General features: G+C 73.0%; 21 protein-coding genes and 1 pseudogene. 5 read left to right on the top strand and 17 right to left on the bottom strand.

All coding sequences use genetic code 11. The features are described 5' to 3' along the window. Positions 1–8 precede the first annotated feature (8 nt). From I003_RS0100115 to I003_RS0100075, 9 genes are all read right to left on the bottom strand, one after another. Positions 9–923, bottom strand: coding sequence for a trypsin-like peptidase domain-containing protein (locus tag I003_RS0100115; RefSeq protein ID WP_027769601.1), 915 nt, complete (start codon positions 921–923; stop codon positions 9–11). Between the two features lie 11 nt (positions 924–934). After that, the gene (locus I003_RS0100110) at positions 935–1,885 is read right to left on the bottom strand and encodes a VWA domain-containing protein (RefSeq protein WP_027769600.1); all 951 of its coding nucleotides are present in this window, start codon (positions 1,883–1,885) and stop codon (positions 935–937) included. A gap of 364 nt (positions 1,886–2,249) precedes the next feature. Further along, on the bottom strand, positions 2,250–3,206 hold the full coding sequence (locus I003_RS0100105; protein WP_051368043.1) for a DUF58 domain-containing protein: 957 nt from the start codon (positions 3,204–3,206) through the stop codon (positions 2,250–2,252). Continuing rightward, positions 3,203–4,276 carry an AAA family ATPase gene (locus tag I003_RS0100100; RefSeq protein ID WP_027769598.1) on the bottom strand — a complete coding sequence of 358 codons (1,074 nt, stop codon included), beginning with the start codon at positions 4,274–4,276 and terminating at the stop codon, positions 3,203–3,205. Before I003_RS0100100 ends, I003_RS0100105 begins: the two co-directional genes overlap by 4 nt. Next, the gene (locus tag I003_RS0100095; protein ID WP_027769597.1) at positions 4,273–4,509 is read right to left on the bottom strand and encodes a hypothetical protein; all 237 of its coding nucleotides are present in this window, start codon (positions 4,507–4,509) and stop codon (positions 4,273–4,275) included. The genes I003_RS0100100 and I003_RS0100095 overlap by 4 nt, the downstream gene beginning before the upstream one ends. Before the next feature lie 171 nt (positions 4,510–4,680). Beyond that, positions 4,681–5,652, bottom strand: a complete 972-nt coding sequence (locus I003_RS0100090) for an aldo/keto reductase (protein WP_027769596.1) — start codon at positions 5,650–5,652, stop codon at positions 4,681–4,683. Positions 5,653–5,785: 133 nt separating this feature from the next. Continuing rightward, on the bottom strand, positions 5,786–7,261 hold the full coding sequence (argH, locus tag I003_RS0100085; RefSeq protein WP_027769595.1) for an argininosuccinate lyase: 1,476 nt from the start codon (positions 7,259–7,261) through the stop codon (positions 5,786–5,788). Further along, positions 7,258–8,454, bottom strand: a complete 1,197-nt coding sequence (locus I003_RS0100080; protein WP_027769594.1) for an argininosuccinate synthase — start codon at positions 8,452–8,454, stop codon at positions 7,258–7,260. Before I003_RS0100080 ends, argH begins: the two co-directional genes overlap by 4 nt. 141 nt (positions 8,455–8,595) lie before the next feature. Further along, a complete protein-coding gene (locus I003_RS0100075) occupies positions 8,596–10,203 on the bottom strand; it encodes a DASS family sodium-coupled anion symporter (protein ID WP_027769593.1) in 1,608 nt (535 codons plus the stop codon). Between the two features lie 87 nt (positions 10,204–10,290). On the opposite strand from I003_RS0100075, the gene I003_RS0100070 reads away from it, so the two are divergent. From I003_RS0100070 to I003_RS0100060, 3 genes are all read left to right on the top strand, one after another. After that, positions 10,291–11,346, top strand: coding sequence for a tartrate dehydrogenase (locus I003_RS0100070; RefSeq protein WP_027769592.1), 1,056 nt, complete (start codon positions 10,291–10,293; stop codon positions 11,344–11,346). Positions 11,347–11,439: 93 nt separating this feature from the next. Next, on the top strand, positions 11,440–12,024 hold the full coding sequence (locus I003_RS0100065) for a pyridoxamine 5'-phosphate oxidase family protein (RefSeq protein WP_027769591.1): 585 nt from the start codon (positions 11,440–11,442) through the stop codon (positions 12,022–12,024). Positions 12,025–12,044: 20 nt separating this feature from the next. Next, entirely contained in the window at positions 12,045–12,599 is a 555-nt protein-coding gene (locus tag I003_RS0100060; RefSeq protein WP_027769590.1) for a GNAT family N-acetyltransferase, read from the top strand. 21 nt (positions 12,600–12,620) lie between these two features. Here I003_RS0100060 and I003_RS0100055 read toward each other — a convergent pair whose 3' ends face one another. The 7 genes from I003_RS0100055 to argC all read right to left on the bottom strand — a co-directional run bounded on the left by I003_RS0100055 (position 12,621) and on the right by argC (position 18,726). Further along, the gene (locus I003_RS0100055; RefSeq protein ID WP_027769589.1) at positions 12,621–13,181 is read right to left on the bottom strand and encodes a TetR family transcriptional regulator; all 561 of its coding nucleotides are present in this window, start codon (positions 13,179–13,181) and stop codon (positions 12,621–12,623) included. Then, complete coding sequence (locus tag I003_RS0100050; protein ID WP_027769588.1) at positions 13,171–13,494, bottom strand: SMR family transporter; 324 nt, start codon at positions 13,492–13,494, stop codon at positions 13,171–13,173. Before I003_RS0100050 ends, I003_RS0100055 begins: the two co-directional genes overlap by 11 nt. A gap of 349 nt (positions 13,495–13,843) precedes the next feature. Beyond that, positions 13,844–14,368, bottom strand: a complete 525-nt coding sequence (locus I003_RS0100045; protein ID WP_037719773.1) for an arginine repressor — start codon at positions 14,366–14,368, stop codon at positions 13,844–13,846. A 23-nt stretch (positions 14,369–14,391) separates the two neighbouring features. Then, a complete protein-coding gene (locus tag I003_RS0100040; RefSeq protein WP_037719771.1) occupies positions 14,392–15,600 on the bottom strand; it encodes an acetylornithine transaminase in 1,209 nt (402 codons plus the stop codon). After that, positions 15,597–16,538: an acetylglutamate kinase gene (argB, locus tag I003_RS0100035; RefSeq protein ID WP_027769585.1), complete on the bottom strand. Its 942-nt coding sequence runs from the start codon at positions 16,536–16,538 to the stop codon at positions 15,597–15,599. The genes I003_RS0100040 and argB overlap by 4 nt, the downstream gene beginning before the upstream one ends. Continuing rightward, positions 16,535–17,701: a bifunctional glutamate N-acetyltransferase/amino-acid acetyltransferase ArgJ gene (argJ, locus tag I003_RS0100030; protein WP_027769584.1), complete on the bottom strand. Its 1,167-nt coding sequence runs from the start codon at positions 17,699–17,701 to the stop codon at positions 16,535–16,537. The genes argB and argJ overlap by 4 nt, the downstream gene beginning before the upstream one ends. Next, a complete protein-coding gene (argC, locus tag I003_RS0100025) occupies positions 17,698–18,726 on the bottom strand; it encodes an N-acetyl-gamma-glutamyl-phosphate reductase (RefSeq protein WP_027769583.1) in 1,029 nt (342 codons plus the stop codon). The genes argJ and argC overlap by 4 nt, the downstream gene beginning before the upstream one ends. Positions 18,727–19,080: 354 nt before the next feature. Here argC and I003_RS0100020 point away from each other — a divergent pair, with 354 nt between their 5' ends. Beyond that, positions 19,081–19,758: a TnsA-like heteromeric transposase endonuclease subunit gene (locus tag I003_RS0100020; protein ID WP_486584030.1), complete on the top strand. Its 678-nt coding sequence runs from the start codon at positions 19,081–19,083 to the stop codon at positions 19,756–19,758. 413 nt (positions 19,759–20,171) lie between these two features. Here the strand turns inward: I003_RS0100020 and I003_RS31270 are convergent, their stop codons facing one another. Then, positions 20,172–20,921 carry a hypothetical protein gene (locus I003_RS31270; protein WP_486584029.1) on the bottom strand — a complete coding sequence of 250 codons (750 nt, stop codon included), beginning with the start codon at positions 20,919–20,921 and terminating at the stop codon, positions 20,172–20,174. Positions 20,922–21,001: 80 nt separating this feature from the next. Between I003_RS31270 and I003_RS36335 the strand changes: the two are divergent. Then, a pseudogene (locus tag I003_RS36335) lies at positions 21,002–21,267 on the top strand (hypothetical protein); the annotation flags it as partial.

Here is a 21,267-nt window from a genome sequence, read left to right as displayed (position 1 = left end):
GGACGAACCTAATCGCCGTCGATGATCGAGTGCGCCGCCCGGACCGCGTCCTCCACGGGCACGGCGAAGCCGATGCCGATCGAGCCGCGGTCCGGCGAGGCGATGGCGGTGTTGATGCCGACGACGCGGCCCTGCGCGTCGACCAGCGGGCCGCCGGAGTTGCCGGGGTTGATGGAGGCGTCGGTCTGCACCGTCCGCTGCCGTGCGCCCCCGCCGAGGGAGACCTCGCGGTCGACGGCGCTGACGATGCCGGAGGTCACCGTGCCCGACAGGCCGAGCGGCGAGCCGATGGCGAGGACCGCGTCGGCGACGGACAGGTCCGCGGAGCGGCCCAGGGGCAGCGGGCGCGGGGCGTACGGACCGGCCACCTCCAGCACCGCCACGTCCCGGCCGGTGTCGCGGCCCAGCACCTCGGCGTCGACCCGGCGCCCGCTGTGCAGCACGACGGTGACCTCGGTGGCGCCGCCGACGACATGGGCGTTGGTGAGGATCCGGCCGCGGCCGTCGAAGCCGAAGCCGGAGCCCTGCCGTTCGCCGGCCTGCACCGACACCACGCTGGGAAGCACCCGGGCGGCGACGCTGTCGAGGGCGCCGGGGTTCCGCCCGGCGGCGGCCGGTGGGGGCGCGCCGGCCGCCGCCTCCTCTCCGCCCGCGGGGCCGCGTATCTCGCCGGCGGCGAACCCGGCCGCGCCGCCGGCGAGGACTGCGGCGGCGACGGCGGCGGCCAGGGCTCGGTTCGCCGCACGGCGCGGCGCCGGGGGCGGGGTCGGGGTTGGCGCCGGGGTGAGGGTGGGAGCGGGGTACGGGGACGGCGGCGGCACAGGTCCTGCGGCCGGCGGCCCGCCCGTCGGCGGCCCGGGTGCGGCGCCGGCGGTGAACGCGGGGCCGCGGGGCTCGCCGAGGCCGGTACGGGCGTGGATCACGGTCGTTCTCCTCACGGTAGGCGCGAGAACCACAGCAGGGACGTGGCCGCCGCCAGCAGCGCTGCGACCAGCGCGGCGGCGACGAACCACTGCCAGATCTCGCGCTCTTCGGTGCGGTAGCCGACGGAGCTGCCGATGTCCTCGTACACGGCCTCCAGTTCCTCGCCGGAGGCGGCCTCGTGGAACGCGCCGCCGGTCGCGGTGGCCAGCTCCTCCAGCGCGGGCCCGTCGACCGGCACCGGGACGGTCCGGCCGCCGGCCAGGTCGATGGTGCCGCCCTCGGTGCCGTACGCGATCGTGGACACCGGGATGCCGGCCGCTGCCGCCTCCTCGGCGGCGGCGGACGTGGCCCGGCCGGTGGTGTTCTGCCCGTCGGAGAGCAGCACGACGTGCGCGGGCGGCGGCTCCCGTTCGGCCTGTTCGTCGAGCGTGCGGATCGCCTCGGCGGAGGAGAACACCGCCTCGCCGATCGCCGTGCCCTGCCGGGTGTCCAGCCGGTCCAGCGCCCGGCGCATGGCCTCGCGGTCGGTGGTCGGCGGCAGCGCGAGGGTGGAGGTGCCGCTGAAGGTGACGAGCCCGACGTTGAACCGCTCGGGCAGGTCGGTCACGAATGTCTGGGCGGCGTCCTGCGCGGCGGTGAACCGCGACGGCTGCACGTCGGTGGCGCGCATCGAGGCGGACACGTCCAGCGCCACCATGAGGGTCGCGCGCTCCCGCGGCACCTCGGTCTCGGCGGTGGGCCGGGCGAAGCCGACGATGAGCAGCCCGGCCATGGCGCAGAACGCGGTGGCGGGCACGTGCCGGCGCCAGCCGGGGCGGCGGGGCATGACCTTGTCGAGCAGGTCGATGGTGGTGAACCGCACGGCGTAGCGGCTGCGCCGGGCCTGCATGACGGCGTAGGCGACGACGAGGGCGGCGAGCGGCACGAAGAGCGCGAGCCACCCGGGCGAGGCGAGGCTCATGCGCGCCCCCCGCGGCATCGGCGCGTACGGCACCGGGGCGGGCGGATGCGGCCGGGGGCGCACGCACCGGACGCGGGGCCGCCGCCGGCGAGGTACGCGCCGGACGCGGGTGCGACGCCCCCGGGCGCGCCCGGGTACCGCGTGCGGGTACCGGGGCCTCCCGCCCGGGTGCCGTCCGGACACGGGCCCCCCGGGCGGAGCCGGGGCGCGGGTGGGGCGGTTCCCGGGCCGGTGCGGTGGCTCGCCGGGTGCCGGCTGTCCTCGCGGCGCGGCGGGCGGCGGGGGCACGGGCCCCGCCGTGCCCGGGACGACGTGGCCTCCGGCACCGGGGCGGCGGCGGGCCCGCCGGGAGCCGGACCGGAGGTCATGCCGCACCGCCCGTCAGACGGCGCTGCTCCGCCGCGTAGCGGGCGATGTCCCGTACCCAGTCGCGGTCGGTGCGCAGCCGCAGCCGCGCCGCCCCCGCGGCCCGCAGCGACCGGCCGATCGCCGCGCGCTGCCCGGCCGCCGCGGCGGCGTACCGCTCCCGCAGGCGCCTGGAGTGCGTGGGGATCTCCCGGCGCCGGCCCGACTCCGGGTCCACGACGGTCAGCAGCCCCACCGCGGGCAGCTCCAGCTCGCGGGGGTCGAGGACCTCGACGGCCAGCACCTGGTGCCGCCGGGCCAGGGCCCGCAGCGGCTGCTCCCAGCCCGGTTCGAGGAAGTCGGAGACGACGGCGACCAGTCCGCGGCGGCGCTCCGCGCGCCGGAGTGCGGCCAGTGCCTCGGCGAGGGTGTGGCTCTGCGGCCCGGCGGGCACGCGGGGGCGTTCGAGCGCGGTGCGCAGCACCCGCGTCAGATGCCTGCGGCCGCTGCGGGCGGGGATGCGCTCGATGCCGTCGGCGCGGACGAGTTGCGCGCCGAGGCGGTTGCCGGCGCGCTCGGTGAGGAACGCGACGGCCGCGGCGGCGCCGACGGCGAGGTCGCGCTTTTCCATCCGGGCGGTGCCGAAGTCCATGCTGGCGCTGGCGTCGAGGACGATCCAGGTGGTCAGTTCGCGGTCCGCGAGCGTCATCCGCACGTGCGGCACGGTCGTACGTGCGGTGGCGTTCCAGTCCATGCGGCGCACGTCGTCGACGCCGGGGGCGTAGACGCGGCTCTCGTCGGGCTCGCCGCCGGGGCCGGGGACGAGGGCGGTGTGGTCGCCCTGGAGCAGACCGTCGGGACGGCGGGTGAAGAGGAGCCGCAGGTGCTTCAGGGCCTGCTCGGGGGTGAGTTCGCCCAGCGCCGGCGACCCGGGTACGCGCGGGGCCGCGGCGCCCGCCCTGCCTGTCGCGCTCATGCCGCCCTCCCGGCCTCGGCGGACCCGGCGGGCCCGCCGGCCGCGGCGTCCTCCGCCTGCCGCGGAGTGATCCGGGGCTGCGGCACGGCGGCCAGCACCTCGTCGACGACCGACTCGGGGGTGACGCCGTCGGCGAGGGCGTCGAAGGACAGCACCAGCCGGTGGGCGACGACCTCGTGGGCGAGGGCCACGAGGTCGGCCGGCAGCACGTACTCGCGCCCGCGCAGCAGCGCCAGGGCCCGCGCCGCCGCCACCAGACCCAGCGTGGCCCGCGGGCCCGCGCCGTACGCCAGCCGCCCGCCGCCGTCGGCGTCGCCGCCACGGGCGGCGAGTTCGCGGGTGGCGAGGACGAGGCGCACCGCGTACTGCGCGAGCGCGTGGTGGACGAACACCTCGTCGGCGCGCCGCTGGAGGGCTGCGAGGGTGCGCGGCGCGAGCACCCGGCGGGCGGCGGGCGGGTCGACGCTCATCCGGTAGAGGATCGCCAGTTCCTCGTCCTCGGTGGGCGCGGAGACGTCGACCTTGAGCAGGAAGCGGTCGCGCTGGGCCTCGGGCAACGGGTAGACGCCCTCGGACTCGATGGGGTTCTGGGTGGCGAGGACGAGGAAGGGCTCGGGCATGGGGATGGTCCGGCCGCCGATGCTGACCTGCCGCTCGGCCATGACTTCGAGCAGGGCGGACTGGACCTTGGCGGGGGCGCGGTTGATCTCGTCGGCGAGGACGAAGTTGGCGGCGACCGGCCCGGGTTCGACGCTGAAGGTCTCGCTGGAGGGCCGGTAGATGCGGGTGCCGGTGATGTCGGACGGCACCAGGTCCGGGGTGAACTGGATGCGGTGGAAGGTGCCGCCCGACACGGTGGCCAGGGTCGCCGCCGCCAGCGTCTTGGCGACGCCGGGCACGCCCTGGAGCAGGCAGTGCCCGCGGGCGAGGACGGCGGTCAGCAGCCGCTCGACCATCCGGTCCTGGCCCACGATCACCCGCTTGATCTCGAAGAGCGCCTGTTCCAGGAGCACCGTCCCGGAGTCCCGCGCGGCGGCGGGCCCCGGTTTCGCGTCGGTGGTGGCGGTCACAGGTCGCCCGCGTTCCGGGCGGCGCCCGAGGAGCCTTGCGAACCGCCCTTGTCCGGGCAGTCCTTGTCCGTGCCGCTCCGGGCGCCGGTCCTCTCGCGGTCCTCGTTGACCACCAGCCGTACCTCGGGCTTGCCGTCCTCACGGTCGAGCGCGGCGGACGCGCCGGTGGCCAGACCGGCGACGGCGAACACGGCGGCACCGGCGGCCGAGAGCCTGCGTATACGACGGGACATCGGGGTCTCCTCCGTCAGACGACTGCGTTACCGCATGTCATCACCGAGAGGCGAAAATCCCCTTAAAGCCGCCGTCCGTCCGGCTCCCGGGCGGCCGCCGCGGGGCGGGCGGGCGCAGGCCGGGCGTGCACGGCGGGGCTCGGCGTGCGGCCGGGAGTCCGGCGACGGGTTTCACGTCCAGGGTGTGCCGGCGCGCCGCTGCCAGTAGTCGGCGGCGGGCTCGGCGAGCGTGGCGAGCCGGTCGCACTGCGCGGGGTCGAGGTCGACCGCGGCGGCGGCGAGGTTGGAGTGGAGTTGCGCGGTGGTGACGGCGCCGGAGAGGACGACGCCGGCCCACGGCCGGCGCAGCACGGCGGCGAGCGCGACGGCGTCGGGCTCCGCGCCGGCCTCGGCGGCGACGGCGCGCAGCTCCGCGGGCGCGTCGGCGCCGGCCAGCCGGCCGTTCGCCAGGGCCTCCTTGACGATCACCGTCAGCCCGGCCTCGTGCGCCTCGGCCAGCGCCTCGCCGACCGCGGGCTCCAGCACGTTGTACGTGCTCTGCACGGTGCGGAAGAGCCGTTCGCCCTCGACGGTGACCTCCAGCGCGGCCCGCACGGCGGCGGCCTGCTCCGGGCCGCTGGTGGAGAAGCCGACGGTGACGCCACCCGCGGCGAGCGCCGCGAGGCGCTCGTGCAGGCCGGTGTCGGTCAGCACCGGGCTGTCGGGGGTGACGGAGTGGATCTGGTAGAGGTCGAGGCGGTCGCCGAGGAGCTGCACGGACTCCTCGTGCTGGCGGTCGTAGGCGTCGACACTGTGGTCCTTGACCTCGTGCACCTCGGCGTCCGCCCGCCAGTCGCCGACGTAGGCGTAGCCCCACTTGCTGCCCACGACCGCGTCCCGGGTGCCGGGCCGCTGCCGCAGCCAGTCGGCGAGGAACTCCTCGGCCCGGCCGTAGGAGCGGGCGGCGTCGAAGTACCGCACGCCCTGGGCGTAGGCGGCGTCCAGCAGCTCGTGGGTGCGGGCGCGCATGTCCTCGACGCCGCGCCCCTCCGGGAGGTCCGCGGCGCGGCCCGTGGTGAGGTAGGCGGGGCGGCCCACGGCGGCGAGCCCGAAGCCGATGTGGGCAACGGGCGTCGTCACTGCGGCCAGTCGGTCGAACGCCATCGCGGCCTCCTGCGTCCTCGGTGCGGCTGTCGGGCCCGTCCACCGTAGAAGACGGGCCCCGCCCCGGTCAGCGCCCGACACGGCTTTGCGCCGCGCCGCGCCCGCCGTCGCGGCCTCCGCCCCGTCCGCCGTGCTAGGCGGCGGGGCCGGCCTGGCGCGTCGCCGCCGCCCACCGCAACTGCGCCGCCACGTCCGCCTTGACCTCGGCGAGCTGGACCGCCACCGCCGCGGGCGCGGTGCCGCCGCGGGCATCGCGGGCGGCCAGCGCGCCGGGCACGGTGAGCACGGTGCGTACCTCGGGCGTCAGATGCGCGGAGACCTTCGCGAACTGCTCGTCCGTGAGCTGGTCCAGCTCGATGCCCTCGGCCTCGCAGACCTTGACGCACTCCCCCGCGCTCTCGTGTGCGACGCGGAACGGTACGCCCTGCTTGACCAGCCACTCGGCGATGTCGGTGGCCAGCGAGAAGCCGGCCGGGGCCAGTTCCTCCAGCCGCTCGCGGTTGACCGTGAGCGTGGCCATCATGCCGGTGAAGGCGGGCAGCAGGACCTCCAGGGTGTCGATCGAGTCGAAGACCGGCTCCTTGTCCTCCTGCAGATCCCGGTTGTACGCGAGCGGGAGCGCCTTCAGCGTCGCCATCAGCCCGGTGAGGTTGCCGATCAGCCGCCCGGACTTGCCGCGGGCCAGCTCGGCGATGTCCGGGTTCTTCTTCTGCGGCATGATCGAACTGCCGGTGGAGAAGGAGTCGTGCAGGGTGACGAAGGAGAACTCCTTCGTGGCCCAGAGGATGACCTCCTCCGCGATGCGGGAGACGTCGACGCCGATCATCGCGGTGACGAACGCGAACTCGGCGGCGAAGTCGCGCGCCGCCGTCCCGTCGATGGAGTTGGCCGACGAGCCGTGCTCGAAGCCCAGCTCCGCGGCGACGGCCTCGGGGTCCAGACCGAGCGAGGAGCCGGCGAGCGCACCGGAGCCGTACGGCGAGACGGCCGTGCGCTCGTCCCACTGCCGCAGCCGCTCGGCGTCCCGGGAGAGCGCCTGGACGTGCGCGAGCACGTGGTGGGCGAAGAGCACGGGCTGGGCGTGCTGGAGGTGGGTGCGGCCCGGCATGGCGACGTCCGGGTGTGCCTCGGCGAGGCCGACGAGGGCCTCCTGCAGCTCGGCGACGAGGCCGCCGAGGGTGCGGGCGTGGTCGCGCAGGTACATCCGGAAGAGGGTGGCGACCTGGTCGTTGCGGGACCGTCCGGCCCGCAGCTTGCCGCCCAGCTCCGGGCCGAGCCGCTCCAGCAGCCCGCGTTCGAGGGCGGTGTGCACGTCCTCGTCGGCGAGGGTGGCGGTGAAGACACCGGTCTCGACGTCCGTCTCCAGGTGGTCGAGCCCCGCGAGCATCCGCGCCAGCTCGTCCGCCGTCAGCAGCCCGGCGCGGGCCAGCACCCGCGCGTGGGCGCGGGAGCCGGCGATGTCGTACGGCGCGAGCCGCATGTCGAAGTGGACCGACGCGGAGAGCCGCTCCAGCGCCGCGGCGGGGCCGTCGGCGAACCGGCCGCCCCAGAGCCTGACGTCCTGCCGCTCCCCGTCCTGCGGCCCGGCGCCCTTGACGTCGTCGCTCACTGGGCGAGGTCCCGGCCGGCCGCGATCTTCGAGGAGAGGCCGAAGATCTCGATGAAGCCCTTGGACATCGACTGGTCGAAGGTGTCGCCCGTGTCGTACGTCGCGAGGTTGAAGTCGTACAGCGAGGCGGGCGAGCGCCGGCCGGTGACGACGGCCCTGCCGCCGTGCAGCGTCATCCTGATCTCGCCGGTGACGTGCTCGTTCGCCTCCTGGACGAAGCCGTCCAGGGCCCGCTTGAGCGGCGAGAACCACAGGCCGTCGTAGACCAGCTCGCCCCACCGCTGCTCCACCTGGCGCTTGTAGCGCGCCAGCTCCCGCTCGACGGTGACGTTCTCCAGCTCCTGGTGGGCGGTGATCAGCGCGATGGCGCCGGGCGCCTCGTAGACCTCCCGGGACTTGATGCCCACGAGCCGGTCCTCGACCATGTCGATACGGCCCACGCCCTGGGCGCCGGCCCGCTCGTTGAGCTGCTGGATCGCCTGCAGCACGGTGACGGGCCGGCCGTCGAGCGCCACGGGCACGCCGCGCTCGAAGGTGACGACGACCTCGTCGGCCTCGCGGGCCACCGCCGGGTTCTGCGTGTACTCGTAGACGTCCTCGATGGGGGCGTTCCAGATGTCCTCCAGGAAGCCGGTCTCGACGGCCCGGCCGAAGACGTTCTGGTCGATGGAGTACGGCGACTTCTTGGTCGTCACGATGGGCAGGCCCTTCTCCTCGCAGAAGGCGATGGCCTTGTCCCGGGTCATGGCGTAGTCCCGGACGGGGGCGATGCACTTCAGGTCCGGGGCCAGGGAGGAGATGCCGGCCTCGAAGCGGACCTGGTCGTTGCCCTTGCCGGTGCAGCCGTGGGCGACGGTGCCGGCCCCGTGCTTGCGGGCGGCGGCGACGAGGTGCTTGACGATGGTGGGCCGGGAGAGCGCGGAGACCAGCGGGTAGCGGTCCATGTACAGGGCGTTGGCCTTGATCGCCGGGAGGCAGTACTCGTCGGCGAACTCCTCCCTGGCGTCGGCGACCTCGGCCTCCACGGCGCCGCAGGCCAGCGCACGCTTGCGGATCACGTCGAGGTCCTCGCCGCCCTGGCCGACGTCCACGGCGACGGCGACGACCTCGGCACCCGTCTCCTCGGCGATCCAGCCGATGGCGACGGAGGTGTCCAGGCCGCCCGAGTAGGCGAGTACGACGCGCTCGGTCACGGGAGTCTCCTTACGGTGCATACGCTGACCGGCATAAGTATGCAGCACCCCGTATGGTTCGTCAAAACACCGCGCGGACGGCGAGCCGCCCGGCCGGAGGAGCACTCCTCCGGCCGGGCGGTACGGACGCAGGGAGCCGGGCTAGCCGATGCCGGTGAGCTCCACCATCAGCGGCAGCCCGAGGATGACCAGGATGATGCCGAGGACGTCGAACCCCGCCCCGGAACGGATCATCGTGGTGATCGGCACCACGCCCGAGCCGTAGGCGATGGCGTTCTGCGGCGTCGAGACCGGCAGCATGAAGCCGAAGGAGGCGGCGAAGGTCGCGGCCAGCGCCGGCACGAACGGATCGACCTCGGCGGCCATCGCGATCGGGATGATGATGGGCACCACCACCGCCGCCGACGCCGTGTTGCTCGTGGTCTCGGAGACGATCACCGCCAGCATCGCCGCGAAGATCGTGATGGTGAAGACGCTGGAGAAGCCGAGCAGGTCGTTGGACTCCTTGCCGATGGTCTCGGCCAGGCCGGTGGAGGCGAGCAGCGAGCCGAAGATGATGCCGGTGCCGAAGAGCAGGATCGTGCCCCAGTCGATGCGGGCCGCGTCGCTCCAGTTGAGGGTGGCCTCGCGGCGCGCCCAGTTCGTCGGCAGGATGAACAGCAGCGCGGCGCCGAGCACGGCCACGATGCCCTCGTCGAGCCGGTCGCTGACCGTGGTGTACGCGGAGGCCTCGGTGCCGACCGCGAGCGCGACGATGCCCGGGGTGATCCACAGCGCCACGGTGATGCCGAAGGCGATCAGCGTGTTCCACTCCGCGCGCGAGATCGCGCCGAGCGCGGCGCGCTGTTCGCGCACGTACTCCTCCACACCCTCGATCCGCCGGATCTCCGGCTTGTTGAGCAGCAGCAGGACCAGGACGAGGACGACGAACATGCAGGCGCACAGCGGCAGTGCGGTGGCCGTCCACTCGGCGAAGGAGATCTTCTCGCCGGTCGCCTCCTCGATGAGACCGCGGCCGATGAGGTTGGGCGGGCTGCCGACGGGGGTGAGCAGACCGCCGACGCTGGCGCCGTACGCGAGCATGAGCACGAGCGCGGCGCCGATGCGCAGCCGCGTGGGGTCGAAGTCCTGCTCCACGAGGCCGCGGTCCTGGAGCATCTTGGCGATGACGGTGAGGATGCCCAGCGCGGTGGGCAGCAGCATCGCCACCGTCGCGGTGTTGGAGACGAAGGCCGACAGCAGGCAGGTGATCACGCCGAAGGCGGTGATCAGCCGGAACGTCGAGCGGCCCACGCCCGGCAGTGCCAGGATCCAGAACGCGAACCGGCGGGCGACGCCGTGCTTGAGCATCGCCTGGGCGAGAATGAACGCGCCGATGAAGGTGAAGATCGTGGAGGAGCCGAAGGGCGCCAGTGCGTCGTCCGGCGGCACCACGCCCAGGACGACGATCGCCCCGACGCCTATGAGCCCGCCCACCGGGATCGGCACGGGTTCGGTGATCCACAGCACGATGACGCCGAGCAGGATGCCGGCCAGCGTCTGCTGACTGGGCGCCATGTCCAGCGGGAGCGCGAGAAAGATGACGGAGACCAGGGGGGCCAGCCAGAACCCGGTGGTCCGCCGCCCCCGTTCGAACTTCTCCTCCTGCGGCGAGAGCTTCTGCTCGCCGAGGCTGCGGTATGTCGCATGGCCGAGCAGTGCCTGCTCGACGTCGGTCTTGGCACGTGGCGCCGTGGCGTCGGACTTCATCGTCCCCTCCGAGGTAACCGTGCGGCCTGGCTTACATTCAGGGCTGCTCCGTAAGGTGGGGTACAACTCTGCTGAGGGGAAGGGGCCATGACAATACATAGGATCGCCGTCATCCCCGGAGACGGCATCGGCCAGGAGGTCACGCCCGCCGCGCTGGACGTCCTGGACGCCGTCGGGCGGCGGCACGGCGTGGAGTTCGCGTACACGCATCTCGACTGGTCCTGCGAGCGCTACCTGCGCGAAGGCGCCATGATGCCGGAGGACGGCATCGAGCGGCTGCGCGGCTACGACGCGGTGTTCCTCGGTGCCGTCGGGGCGCCCGGCGTGCCGGACCATGTCTCGCTGTGGGGCCTGCTCATCCCCATCCGCCGGGCCTTCAGGCAGTACGTGAACCTCCGCCCGGTGCGGGTCTTCGCAGGCATGGAGAGCCCGCTGCGCCACGCGGGGCCGGGCGACGTCGACCTGATCGTGGTGCGCGAGAACACCGAGGGCGAGTACAGCGAGATCGGCGGCCGGCTGCACCGCGGCTTCCCCGAGGAGATGGCCGTGCAGGAGGCGGTCTTCACCCGGGCCGGCGTCACCCGCGTCCTGGACTACGCCTTCGGCCTCGCCGGCCGGCGCACCGGCCGGCTCACCTCGGCGACGAAATCCAACGGCATCGTGCACACCATGCCGTTCTGGGACGAGCTGGTGCGCGAGCGGGCCGGGGAGCACGCGAAGGTGACGTGGGACCAGGAGCACATCGACGCACTGTGCGCCAAGGTCGTCCTCGACCCCGGGCGCTTCGACGTGATCGTCGCCTCCAACCTCTTCGGCGACATCCTCAGTGACCTCACCGCCGCCGTCGCCGGCTCCATCGGCATCGCGCCGTCGGCGAACCTCAACCCCGAGGGCACGTACCCCTCGATGTTCGAGCCGGTGCACGGCTCGGCGCCGGACATCGCGGGCCGGGGGATCGCCGACCCCATCGGCGCCATCTGGTCGGCGTCGCTGATGCTGGACCACCTCGGCCACGAGCGGGCCGGCGCCGAGGTGCTCGACGCCATCGCCGCAACGCTCGCCGGCACCGACGTCCGCACCCCGGACCTGGGCGGCTCGGCGAGTACGGCGGAGTTCACGCGTGCGGTGATCACCAGGCTGTGACCAGGCGCGGACACGGCGCCACGGGGTGCGGGCGGCGGTCTCGCACTGCGGAATTCCGCGCGCCGTGGCCGTGCCGCGGCCCACACTCGCCCCATGGGCAAAACGTACGAACGCATCGACGGCAGATTGCGCGCCTTCATCGAGGCGCAGCACATGTTCTTCACGGCGACCGCGCCGCTGGCGGCGGACGGCACCGTGAACCTCTCGCCGAAAGGACTGACGGGCTCGTTCGCCGTCCTCGACGACCGCACCGTGGCCTACCTCGACTTCGCCGGCAGCAACGCCGAGACCATCGCGCACCTGCGTGAGAACGGCAGGATCACGCTGATGTGGTGCGCCTTCCAGGGCCCGCCGAACATCGTGCGGGTGCACGGCAGCGGCGAACCCGTCTTCCGCGACGACCCGCGCTTTCCCGCCCTGCTCACGCACTTCCCCGCCATCGACCCGTCCCGGCACGGCCTGCGTGCGGTCATCGTGGTGACCGCCGAGCTGATACGGGACACCTGCGGCTACGCTGTGCCCTTCATGGCCTACGAAGCCGACCGCGACCTGCACGGCCGGCGCTTCGAGCGGGAGGACGACGCCGGGCTGGACGCGTACTTCCGCAAGAAGGAGCACATCGCGGCCAGCCTCGACGGACTGCCGGGGCTTCCCCTGCCGCTGCCGCCCACCCCGTGACCGAGAAGAGAGCCGCACCGATGCTGAGCACACCCCTGGCCGCAGGCGCGGAACTGACCACGCTGGAGCCGTGGCAGGCCGCGGAGCTGTCCGCCTTCACCGACCGCAACCGCGCGCACCTGGAGCCCTGGCTGCCCTGGGCGCACGCCGTCACCGACGAGGCCGGCGCCCGCCGCTTCCTTCAGGCGTACGCCGACAAACAGGCCCGCGACGCCGGCCGGATCTTCGCCATACGGCTGGACGGCGAGCTGGTCGGGGGCATGATCTACCGGCTCTTCGACACCGGGGAGGGCTCCTGCGAGCTGGGGGCCTGGCTGGCACCGGAGGCACAGGGCCGCGGGCTGGTCACCGAGGCGTCCCGCCGGATGATCGACTGGGCGGTGGGCGTACGCGGACTCTCCCGCGTCGAGTGGCTGGTCGACCCGGCGAACACGTCCAGCATCGCGGTCGCCAGGCGGCTGGGGATGACCCACGAGGGCACGCTGCGCAGCCTCTTCGAGATGGCCGGCAAGCGCCACGACCTGGAGGTCTGGTCGCTGCTGAGCGACGAGTGGGCCGCGGCGCGCGGCAGTTGAGACGGCCGGCGCCCCCGGGTCTCAGCGGCGGTGCAGGACCTGGTCGACGACCTGCTGGATCTCGGCGGCGGTCAGCGGCTCCGCCTTCAGCAGCGACTGCAGGCTGAGGCCGTCGAGCGCGGCCGTGAACGCGGCGACGGCGACCGGGTCGGCGGTGAACCGGCCGGCGATCTCCGCCAGCAGCCGGTGCCGGCGGCCCAGGAGGGGCCGCAGCTCGGGGTGGCGGGCGGCGTAGAGGTACAGGTCGAACTCCGCCGCGCAGTCCGCGCCGTGCTCGTCCAGATATGCCGCCAGCGTGCGCGCCAGGTCGGCGGTGTCGTACGACTCGGGCAGCGCGGCGGCCAGGGCGGTCGCGTAGGAGTCGGCGCTGTCGCGCAGCGCGGCGGCGAGCAGGTCGGCGACGGCCGGGAAGTGGTACGTGGCCACCGACTTGGGCACGCCCGCCTCGGCGGCGACCGCCCGGTGCGTCACCGCGGCGACGCCGCCGCGGCCGATGACGCGGACGGTGGCCGCCAGCAGCAGACGCCGCCGCTCCTGCCCGCGCTGCACGCGGCCGTCGGCGGCACCGGGCTCAGTGCGCACCGCCGGCCTCCAGCGCGACGACGCCGGCCGCGACCAGCACCAGCCCGCCTATCTGCACCCCGGTCAGCCCGTCGCCGAGGAACGCCGCGCCGATCAGCGCCACCAGCGCGACACCGGTGGCGGCCCAGATCCCGTAGGCGATCCCGATGGACATGCCGCGCTTGAGCACCAGGCTCAGCAGGGTGAACGCCGAGAGGTAGCCGACGACCACGACGATCGACGGGAGGATCTTCGAGAAGCCTTCGGAGAGACGCAGGGAGACGGTCGCTGTCACCTCGCTGAGGATGGCACCGATGAGCAGCACGTAGGTCATCGTCCGGCCTCCCGGGTTCGGCGGAAACTAGCTGGACATCCGTCCAGGTTTTCAAGCCTACCCGCCCCACGCCGCGGGGGCGGGGGGGCGTTCCCCGCCCCTCCCCGAAACCGGGGCTGCGCCCCCGGACGCCCCGGACCCTCTACCGCACCCGCGGCACGGCACCCGGGGGCTCCGCGCTCGCACCCCCATGGGGCTCCGCCCCGACCCGCCTCGGGGGTCCGCCCGCTTCACGCCGCATCCCGGGCATGGATGTGCCTCGGGCCCCGCCCCGTCCCCCGCTGCCCGCGGCTCGGGCACCGGCGGACGGGGCTCCGGCCCCCTCCCCCGCCCCGCCGGGGGGTGGTGGTCAGCGTTCGCGTTCCGCCAGCTTCAGCAGGTGGTCCGCCAGTGACTGGCCGCCCGCCGGGTCGCGGCTGATGACCATCAGGGTGTCGTCGCCCGCGATCGTGCCGAGGATCGCCGTCAGTTCCGCCGCGTCGATCGCCGAGGCGAGGAACTGCGCCGCGCCCGGCGGGGTCCGCAGAACGACGATGTTCGCGGACGCCTCCGCGGAGATGAGCAGTTCCCCGGCCAGGCGCGCCATGCGCTCCTCCTTCGCCGACTCCCCCAGCGGCACCCGCGGGGTGCGGAAGCCGCCCTCGGAGGGGACGGCGTAGATCAGCTCACCGCCCGTGTTGCGGATCTTCACCGCGCCGAGTTCGTCGAGGTCGCGGGAGAGCGTCGCCTGGGTGACCGTCAGGCCGTCGTCGGCGAGGAGCTTGGCCAACTGGCTCTGCGAGCGGACCGGCTGCCGGTTCAGGATGTCGACGATCCTCCGGTGGCGTGCCGTGCGCGTGTGCGGCACGGCGGGACCGTTGTGCTCCTCGGACATCGTCACTCTCCGGCTCGTCGGGGCTATGCAGCGGGACCCGCCGCATCGAGCACGGCGGGCAGCGCGGCCAGGAGGGCGTCCGCCTCCGCCTCGCCGAGGATCAGCGGCGGGGCGAGCCGGATCACGTCCGGCGCCACCGCATTGACCAGGAATCCCGCTGCCTGGGCCGCCTGTTGCACCTGGGGCGCGACGGCCTCGGTGAGCACCATACCGAGCAGCAGCCCCGCGCCTCGCACATGGTCGACAAGCGGGTGCCCGAGTCGGCCGATTCCGTCCCGCAGCCGCTCCCCCACCCGTTTGACCTGGGCCAGCAGCCCGTCGGACTCGATCACGTCGAGCACCGCCAGCGCCGCGGCGCAGGCGACCGGGTTGCCGCCGAATGTGGAGCCGTGCCTTCCGGGGGTGAAGAGGTCCGCGGCGGGCCCGAACGCCAGCGTGGCGCCGATCGGCAGGCCGCCGCCGAGGCCCTTGGCGAGGGTGACGACGTCCGCCTCCACGCCCTGCGCCTGCGCGGCGAACCAGTGGCCGGTACGCCCGATGCCCGTCTGCACCTCGTCCAGGACCAGCAGCGCGCCGGCGGCCCGGGTGATCTTGCGGGCGGCGGCGAGATAGCCGTCCGGCGGCACGACGACGCCGTTCTCGCCCTGCACCGGCTCGACGATCACCAGCGCGGTCCGGTCGGTCACCGCGGCCCGCAGCGCGTCCGCGTCCCCGTACGGTACGTGCGTGACCTCGCCCGGCAGCGGGCCGAAGCCCTCCTGTTTGCCCGGCTGGCCGGTCAGCGCCAGGGCGCCCATGGTGCGGCCGTGGAAGCCGCCCCGGGTGCCCACCATGTGCGTACGGCCCGTCAGCCGGCCGATCTTGAACGCGGCCTCCACCGCCTCCGCGCCGGAGTTGGCGAAGTACACGCGGCCCGGCCGGCCGGCCAGTTCGAGGAGCCGCTCGGCGAGCGCCACCGGCGGCTCGGCGACGTACAGGTTGGAGACGTGGGCGAGCGTGGCGATCTGCGCCGAGACGGCCTCGACGACCGCCGGGTGCGCGGTGCCGAGCGAGGTGACGGCGATGCCGCCGACGAAGTCCAGGTACTCCTTGCCGTCGGCGTCCCACAGCTTCGCGCCCGCCCCGCGGACCAGGGGCAGGCGGGGGGTGCCGTAGTTGTCCATCAGCGCGCCCTGCCAGCGCGCCGTCAGCTCCGCGTTGCCGCCCGTGCCGCCGCTCATGTCGCTGCTCATGTCGCCGACCTTTCCGCGTCCGGCACGACCATCGTGCCGATGCCCTCGTCCGTGAAGATCTCCAGCAGGATGGAGTGCGGCACCCGGCCGTCGATGACCCGCGCGGTGTGCACGCCGTGGCGCACCGCGTACAGGCAGCCCTCCATCTTCGGGACCATGCCGCTGGCCAGCTCGGGCAGCAGCCGCTCCAGTTCGCCGGCGGTGAGCCGGCTGATGACCTCGTCGCTGTCCGGCCAGTTCTCGTAGAGGCCCTCGACGTCGGTGAGGACCATCAGGGTCTCCGCGCCGAGCGCGGCGGCCAGCGCGGCGGCGGCGGTGTCGGCGTTGACGTTGAAGACCTCGCCGGCCGCGTCTGCCTCGTCGGCGGAGCGGGCGACGGAGGAGACGACCGGGATGCGGCCGTCCGCCAGCAGCGCCTCGATCGCGCCGGTGTCGATGCCGGTGACCTCGCCGACCCGGCCGATGTCCACCGGCTTGCCGTCGACCAGCGGGCGGTGCCGGGTGGCGGTGATGGTGTGCGCGTCCTCGCCGGTCAGGCCGACGGCGAAGGGGCCGTGCTCGTTGAGCAGCCCGACCAGCTCACGCTGCACCTGCCCGGCCAGCACCATCCGTACGACGTCCATCGCCTCCGGCGTCGTCACCCGCAGGCCGGCGCGGAACTCGCTGGCCAGTCCGTGCCGGTCGAGCTGGGCGCTGATCTGCGGGCCGCCGCCGTGGACCACGACGGGCCTGAGCCCGGCGTGCCGCAGGAAGACGACGTCCTGGGCGAAGGCGCGCTTGAGGTCGTCGTCGACCATGGCGTTGCCGCCGAACTTGACCACGACGATCTTGCCGTGGTGGCGGGTCAGCCAGGGCAGCGCCTCGATGAGGGTGCGCGCCTTGGGCAGGGCGGTGTGCTTACGGGTGGGCGTGGCCGGTGCCGCGGAGGTCGTCGTCATGAGCTGTACGCGCTGTTCTCGTGGACGTAGTCGGCGGTGAGGTCGTTGGTCCAGATGACCGCTTCGGCGTCGCCCGCCGCCAGGTCCGCCACGATGTGGACCTCGCGGAAGCGCATGTCGACCAGGTCGCGGTCCTCGCCGAACGAGCCGTTCTTGCACACCCACACGCCGTTGATCGCCACGTTCAGCCGGTCCGGCTCGAAGGCGGCCGAGGTGGTGCCGATGGCGGCCAGCACCCGGCCCCAGTTGGGGTCCTCGCCGTGAACGGCGCACTTGAGGAGGTTGTTGCGGGCGATGGAGCGGCCGACCTCCACGGCGTCGTCCTCGCTCTCGGCGCCCACGACCTCGACCTTGATCTCCTTGCTGGCGCCCTCGGCGTCGGCGATGAGCTGCCGGCCGAGGCTGTCGCAGACGGCCCGTACCGCCTCGGCGAACTCCGCCTGCCCCGGCCGGAATCCGCTCGCGCCGGAGGCCATCAGCAGCACGGTGTCGTTGGTGGACATGGCGCCGTCGGAGTCGACGCGGTCGAGGGTGGTACGGGTCGCGGCGCGCAGCGCGGCGTCCAGTTCGGCGGCGGGTACGTCGGCGTCGGTGGTGAGCACGACGAGCATGGTCGCGAGGCCCGGCGCGAGCATGCCGGCTCCCTTGGCCATGCCGCCGACGGTCCAGGTCGCGCCGTCGTCCGCTTCGGCGGTGACGACCGCGGTCTTGTGCACGGTGTCCGTGGTCTTGAGGGCGATGGCGGCCTTCTCGCCGCCGTGGGCGGACAGCTCGGCCGCGGCCCGCTCGACGCCGGGCAGCAGCTTGTCCATCGGCAGCAGCGTGCCGATCAGTCCGGTGGAGGCCACGGCGACCTCCGCGGCGCTGTGGCCGAGCACCTCGGCGACGCGCTCGGCGGTGGCATGGGTGTCCTGGAACCCCCGGGGGCCGGTGCAGGCGTTGGCGCCGCCGGAGTTGAGGATCACCGCGGAGACCTCGCCGCCCTTGACCACCTGCTCGGACCAGACCACCGGCGCTGCCTTGACGCGGTTGGCGGTGAAGACGCCGGCGGCGGCGCGTCGCGGCCCTTCGTTGACCACGAGGGCCAGGTCCGGGTTGCCGTTCTCCTTGATTCCGGCGGCGATGCCCGCCGCCGTGAACCCTTTGGCTGCCGTGACGCTCAAGGTGCCACTCCTGTCATAGAGAGCCCCAGCTCCTCCGGGAGCCCGAGGGCGATGTTCATGCTCTGCACCGCGCCGCCGGCGGTGCCCTTGGTGAGGTTGTCGAGGGCGCTGACGGCGACGATGCGCCGCGCGCTCTCGTCGTACGCGACCTGCAGCAGCACGGTGTTGGAGCCGGTGACGGCGCCGGTGGCGGGCCACTGGCCGGGCGGCAGCAGCCGGACGAACGGCTCGCCCTGGTACGCCTTCTCGTACGCGGCGCGCACCGCCTCCGCGGTCGTGCCGGGGCGGGCCCGCGCCGTGCTGGTGGCCAGGATGCCGCGGGGCATCGGCGCCAGGGTCGGGGTGAAGGAGACCGTGACCCGCTCGCCGGCGACGGCGCTGAGGTTCTGGCCGATCTCCGGCGTGTGCCGGTGCCCGCCGCCGACGCCGTACGGGCTCATGGAACCCATCACCTCGCTGCCCAGCAGATGCGGCTTGAGCGCCTTGCCGGCGCCGGAGGTGCCGGAGGCGGCGACGATGACGGCCTCCGGCTCGGCGAGCCCGGCGGCGTACGCCGGGAACAGACCGAGGCTGACGGCCGTCGGGTAGCACCCGGGCACCGCGACGCGCCGGACCCCGAGGAGCGCGTCGCGGTGCCCGGGCAGCTCGGGCAGCCCGTAGGGCCAGGTGCCGGCGTGCGGCGTGCCGTAGAACCGCTCCCAGTCGGCGGCGTCGGCGAGCCGGTGGTCGGCGCCGCAGTCGATGACGAGCACGTCGTCGCCGAGGGCGGCGGCGACGGGGGCGGACTGCCCGTGCGGCAGCGCGAGGAACACGACGTCGTGCCCGGCGAGCGCGGCGGGCGCGGTCTCGGCCAGCTCGCGGCCGGCGAGGGGCGCGAGGTGCGGCTGTATGTCGCCGAGAGGGCGGCCCACGTTGGCGTGGGCGGTGAGAGCCCCGATCTCGACCCCGGGATGCGCCAGCAGCACGCGCAGCAGCTCCCCGCCCACGTACCCGCTCGCCCCGGCCACTGCCACCCGCACGGTCATAGGCTCCTCCTCGCTCACGGCATGACTATACGGAGCTCAGCAGAGATATGCAAAGGGGTTACAGCTCACCCCCTCGGCCTGATGCGACGAAGAATTTTAGTTGGCACATGGAGAACGCTGGTTGGCAAATCTTGGTCCCGCTCACGCTGTGTTGCGGGCAGTACCGGCGAAACGCCCCCGGCGCCGGTCGAGTGGTGCTTCCCTGGATGAGTGGGCGAGGCAGCGAGAGCGAAGATCCCGTCGGATTCAAGTCAGCTGGACCACGGTGTCACGGCGTACGAGAGGGACGCCGGACTGCAGGATCGGCTGCGGCTCTGGGACGACTGGCCGCGTCGGTGGAGTTCGACGTGGCAGGTGGGCGCCGACGAGGTCTGCTGGCCGGTCCGGGACATGGCTCACGTACCGGTGATGTCGTCCCGGCCGATGCGGGGGTTCACGTGGCGAGCGCAGCAGCGGCACCGCCCCGGCCTGGAGGCGATGGCGTCAGCGGGCGGGAAGCATGGCTTCGAGTCGCTAAAGGAAGTGAGCCTGCTGGTCACGCTGGACTTCTGGAGGGCATCGGAAGTGCTGTCGCAGCCGTTCCGGCTGGACTTCGAGCATGCGGGCTGGCATGCCTGGCACATCCCGGACTTCCTGGCCGTGATCGGCGGTGGGATGTGGTTGCTGGACGTCCGCCCGATGGAGCTGATCAAGGAAGAGGACGCGCTAAAGTTCGCGGCCGCCAGGGAAGTGGCGGCTGCCTGCGGCTGGCGGTACTCGGTGGTCGCGGGCTGGCGACCGCATGTCTGGAGCGTCCTTGACCACCTGTCCTCGCGCCGGCGGCCGGCGAGGACCCTTCTCGGCATGCGCGAGCAGCTGCTCACCGCTATCAGCGGGCAGCAGGGGCAGGCGATGGCGTTCTCCGACCTGGCGGAGGCGACCAGCGTGCCTTCCGTTGGCCGGGCGAACATCGTCCGGCTGCTCTGGCAACGCGAGCTCGGCGTTGACCTGGGCAGTCCCTTGCGCAACAGCTCACTAATCTGGGCCGTGTGATGGCAGCGAGGGGGTTCCTGCAGATCGCGCCGGGTAGGCGAGTCGCACTCAATGGCGTCGAGTGGACGGTTGACGACGTCCACGGCCAACTCGGCCGGCTCGTCCTCGTGGATGACGACGGCCGCGCGGAGACCCGCTCGTTCCGCTGGCTCATCAACCATGCTGACCTGCGGCTTCTTCCGGCAGTCGAGTCATGAGGAATCTCAGAGCGCCCTTGCACCTACCCGGTCCAAGGGCGCTCGCTGCATGACCATCGCCTGTGTCTGGCAAGGAAGTTGGGTCTACCTGCGCCAGGGCGCCCAGGGGAATTTGCGATCAGTCTGCGCCAGCTGTCGATGAGATGAGCCTCAGCAGCGCCACGTTGGGGAAGGAACTGTCACATCCTGTCAGATCCGTCAACGCAATTACCGCGCTTACTGAGGGTTGCTTGCCGCCAGGTCGTTGAGCACGGCATTGACTGTGGACCAGCAGAGGTCGGCGGTGTCGAAGTCTGCGCTGTGTTTGGCGCGCTTTTCCGCGAGGGGGTGGACCAGGTTGCGGTAGGTCCGAAGCAGGTCCGAGGCCATTTTTGCGTCTTGATCGATCCACTGGTTGGTGTGGGCGTGCTGAATGAGGTCCTGCAGCCGGGTGTCGCGGGCTGGCCGGGTCAGCGGCACGGTTGCAGTCCTGACGTCGGCAGCATGGACGAGGACGCCTTCGAGGAGGCTCCCGAGCATGATGACGGCGGAGGTGTAGGCGCCGTGTTCTTGGCAGATACGGGCTTCGTCGAGGCGTAGCTGAACGGCGCGGGCCAGGTCGGGATCGGACACGATTTCGGTGATGGCCACCTTCAGCTCCACGCGCTGCGGGCGAGGGGGTTCGTCGGGGTCGTACTCGATGAGGAACGGCCGCCCCTTGCGGTAGTCGATGCGGCGGCCTTCGAGGGCGAGGACTTCCTGGAGGCGCTGGATGACGGCGTCGTAGTCGGCAGGTTGTTGTTGGTATTCCCGTCGGTTGGCCAGACGAAGGATGACGCGCTCGGCGTCTCCTGTCTGGTCTTCCTGCCGTTCACACAGGATGGTGTGGACCCAGCGGTGGCGAGGGCTTCCGTCGTGGTCGGGGACATCTTCCCAGCCGGCCCGGCGGAGGAATGGAGCCAGTTCCCAGCCCGCTCGGCGTTTCATACCTGGCTCGTCACCGCATACCATGGCGGCTAGTACTACAGGGCTAGATCTTGATCATGGGGTGGTGGGAGACTCTGGCTGTGGCCACGACACAGCCCCGTGATCAAGATTGTCCGTCGGACGCCGTCAGCCCGGCCGATTTAGCCGTCTGGGACCGAGAGTTCGCCGCGCTGGGCGAGCGGATAACCCCACTGTTCTACCGCCCGGAGTCCCAAGGGCACGCCCTTCAGTACCTGCGTGGGCTCCTCTCCCCGTTGCAGCGCAAGAACGGCTGGACCATGGCCGAGTTCGCCGGTGAGAAGGAGCCCAAGGCACTCCAGCGGTTCTTGAACCTCACCCCGTGGAG

The organism is Streptomyces sp. CNQ329 (genome assembly GCF_000482585.1).
Note: the sequence above shows the minus strand (reverse complement) of the source record. Positions and strands in the feature narration are given on the sequence as shown.

Excerpts from the sequence above, each read along its gene's own strand:
- I003_RS0100075 (WP_027769593.1), bottom strand. The coding sequence starts at position 10,203 with ATGAAGTCCGACGCCACGGCGCCACGTGCCAAGACCGACGTCGAGCAG.
- I003_RS0100095 (WP_027769597.1), bottom strand. The coding sequence starts at position 4,509 with ATGTCCCGTCGTATACGCAGGCTCTCGGCCGCCGGTGCCGCCGTGTTC.
- I003_RS0100040 (WP_037719771.1), bottom strand. The coding sequence starts at position 15,600 with ATGAGCAGCGACATGAGCGGCGGCACGGGCGGCAACGCGGAGCTGACG.
- I003_RS0100105 (WP_051368043.1), bottom strand. The coding sequence starts at position 3,206 with ATGAGCGCGACAGGCAGGGCGGGCGCCGCGGCCCCGCGCGTACCCGGG.
- I003_RS0100050 (WP_027769588.1), bottom strand. The coding sequence starts at position 13,494 with ATGACCTACGTGCTGCTCATCGGTGCCATCCTCAGCGAGGTGACAGCG.
- I003_RS0100070 (WP_027769592.1), top strand. The coding sequence starts at position 10,291 with ATGACAATACATAGGATCGCCGTCATCCCCGGAGACGGCATCGGCCAG.
- I003_RS31270 (WP_486584029.1), bottom strand. The coding sequence starts at position 20,921 with ATGAAACGCCGAGCGGGCTGGGAACTGGCTCCATTCCTCCGCCGGGCC.
- I003_RS0100065 (WP_027769591.1), top strand. The coding sequence starts at position 11,440 with ATGGGCAAAACGTACGAACGCATCGACGGCAGATTGCGCGCCTTCATC.
- argC (WP_027769583.1), bottom strand. The coding sequence starts at position 18,726 with ATGACCGTGCGGGTGGCAGTGGCCGGGGCGAGCGGGTACGTGGGCGGG.
- I003_RS0100110 (WP_027769600.1), bottom strand. The coding sequence starts at position 1,885 with ATGAGCCTCGCCTCGCCCGGGTGGCTCGCGCTCTTCGTGCCGCTCGCC.
- I003_RS0100045 (WP_037719773.1), bottom strand. The coding sequence starts at position 14,368 with ATGTCCGAGGAGCACAACGGTCCCGCCGTGCCGCACACGCGCACGGCA.
- argB (WP_027769585.1), bottom strand. The coding sequence starts at position 16,538 with ATGACGACGACCTCCGCGGCACCGGCCACGCCCACCCGTAAGCACACC.
- I003_RS0100090 (WP_027769596.1), bottom strand. The coding sequence starts at position 5,652 with ATGGCGTTCGACCGACTGGCCGCAGTGACGACGCCCGTTGCCCACATC.
- I003_RS0100060 (WP_027769590.1), top strand. The coding sequence starts at position 12,045 with ATGCTGAGCACACCCCTGGCCGCAGGCGCGGAACTGACCACGCTGGAG.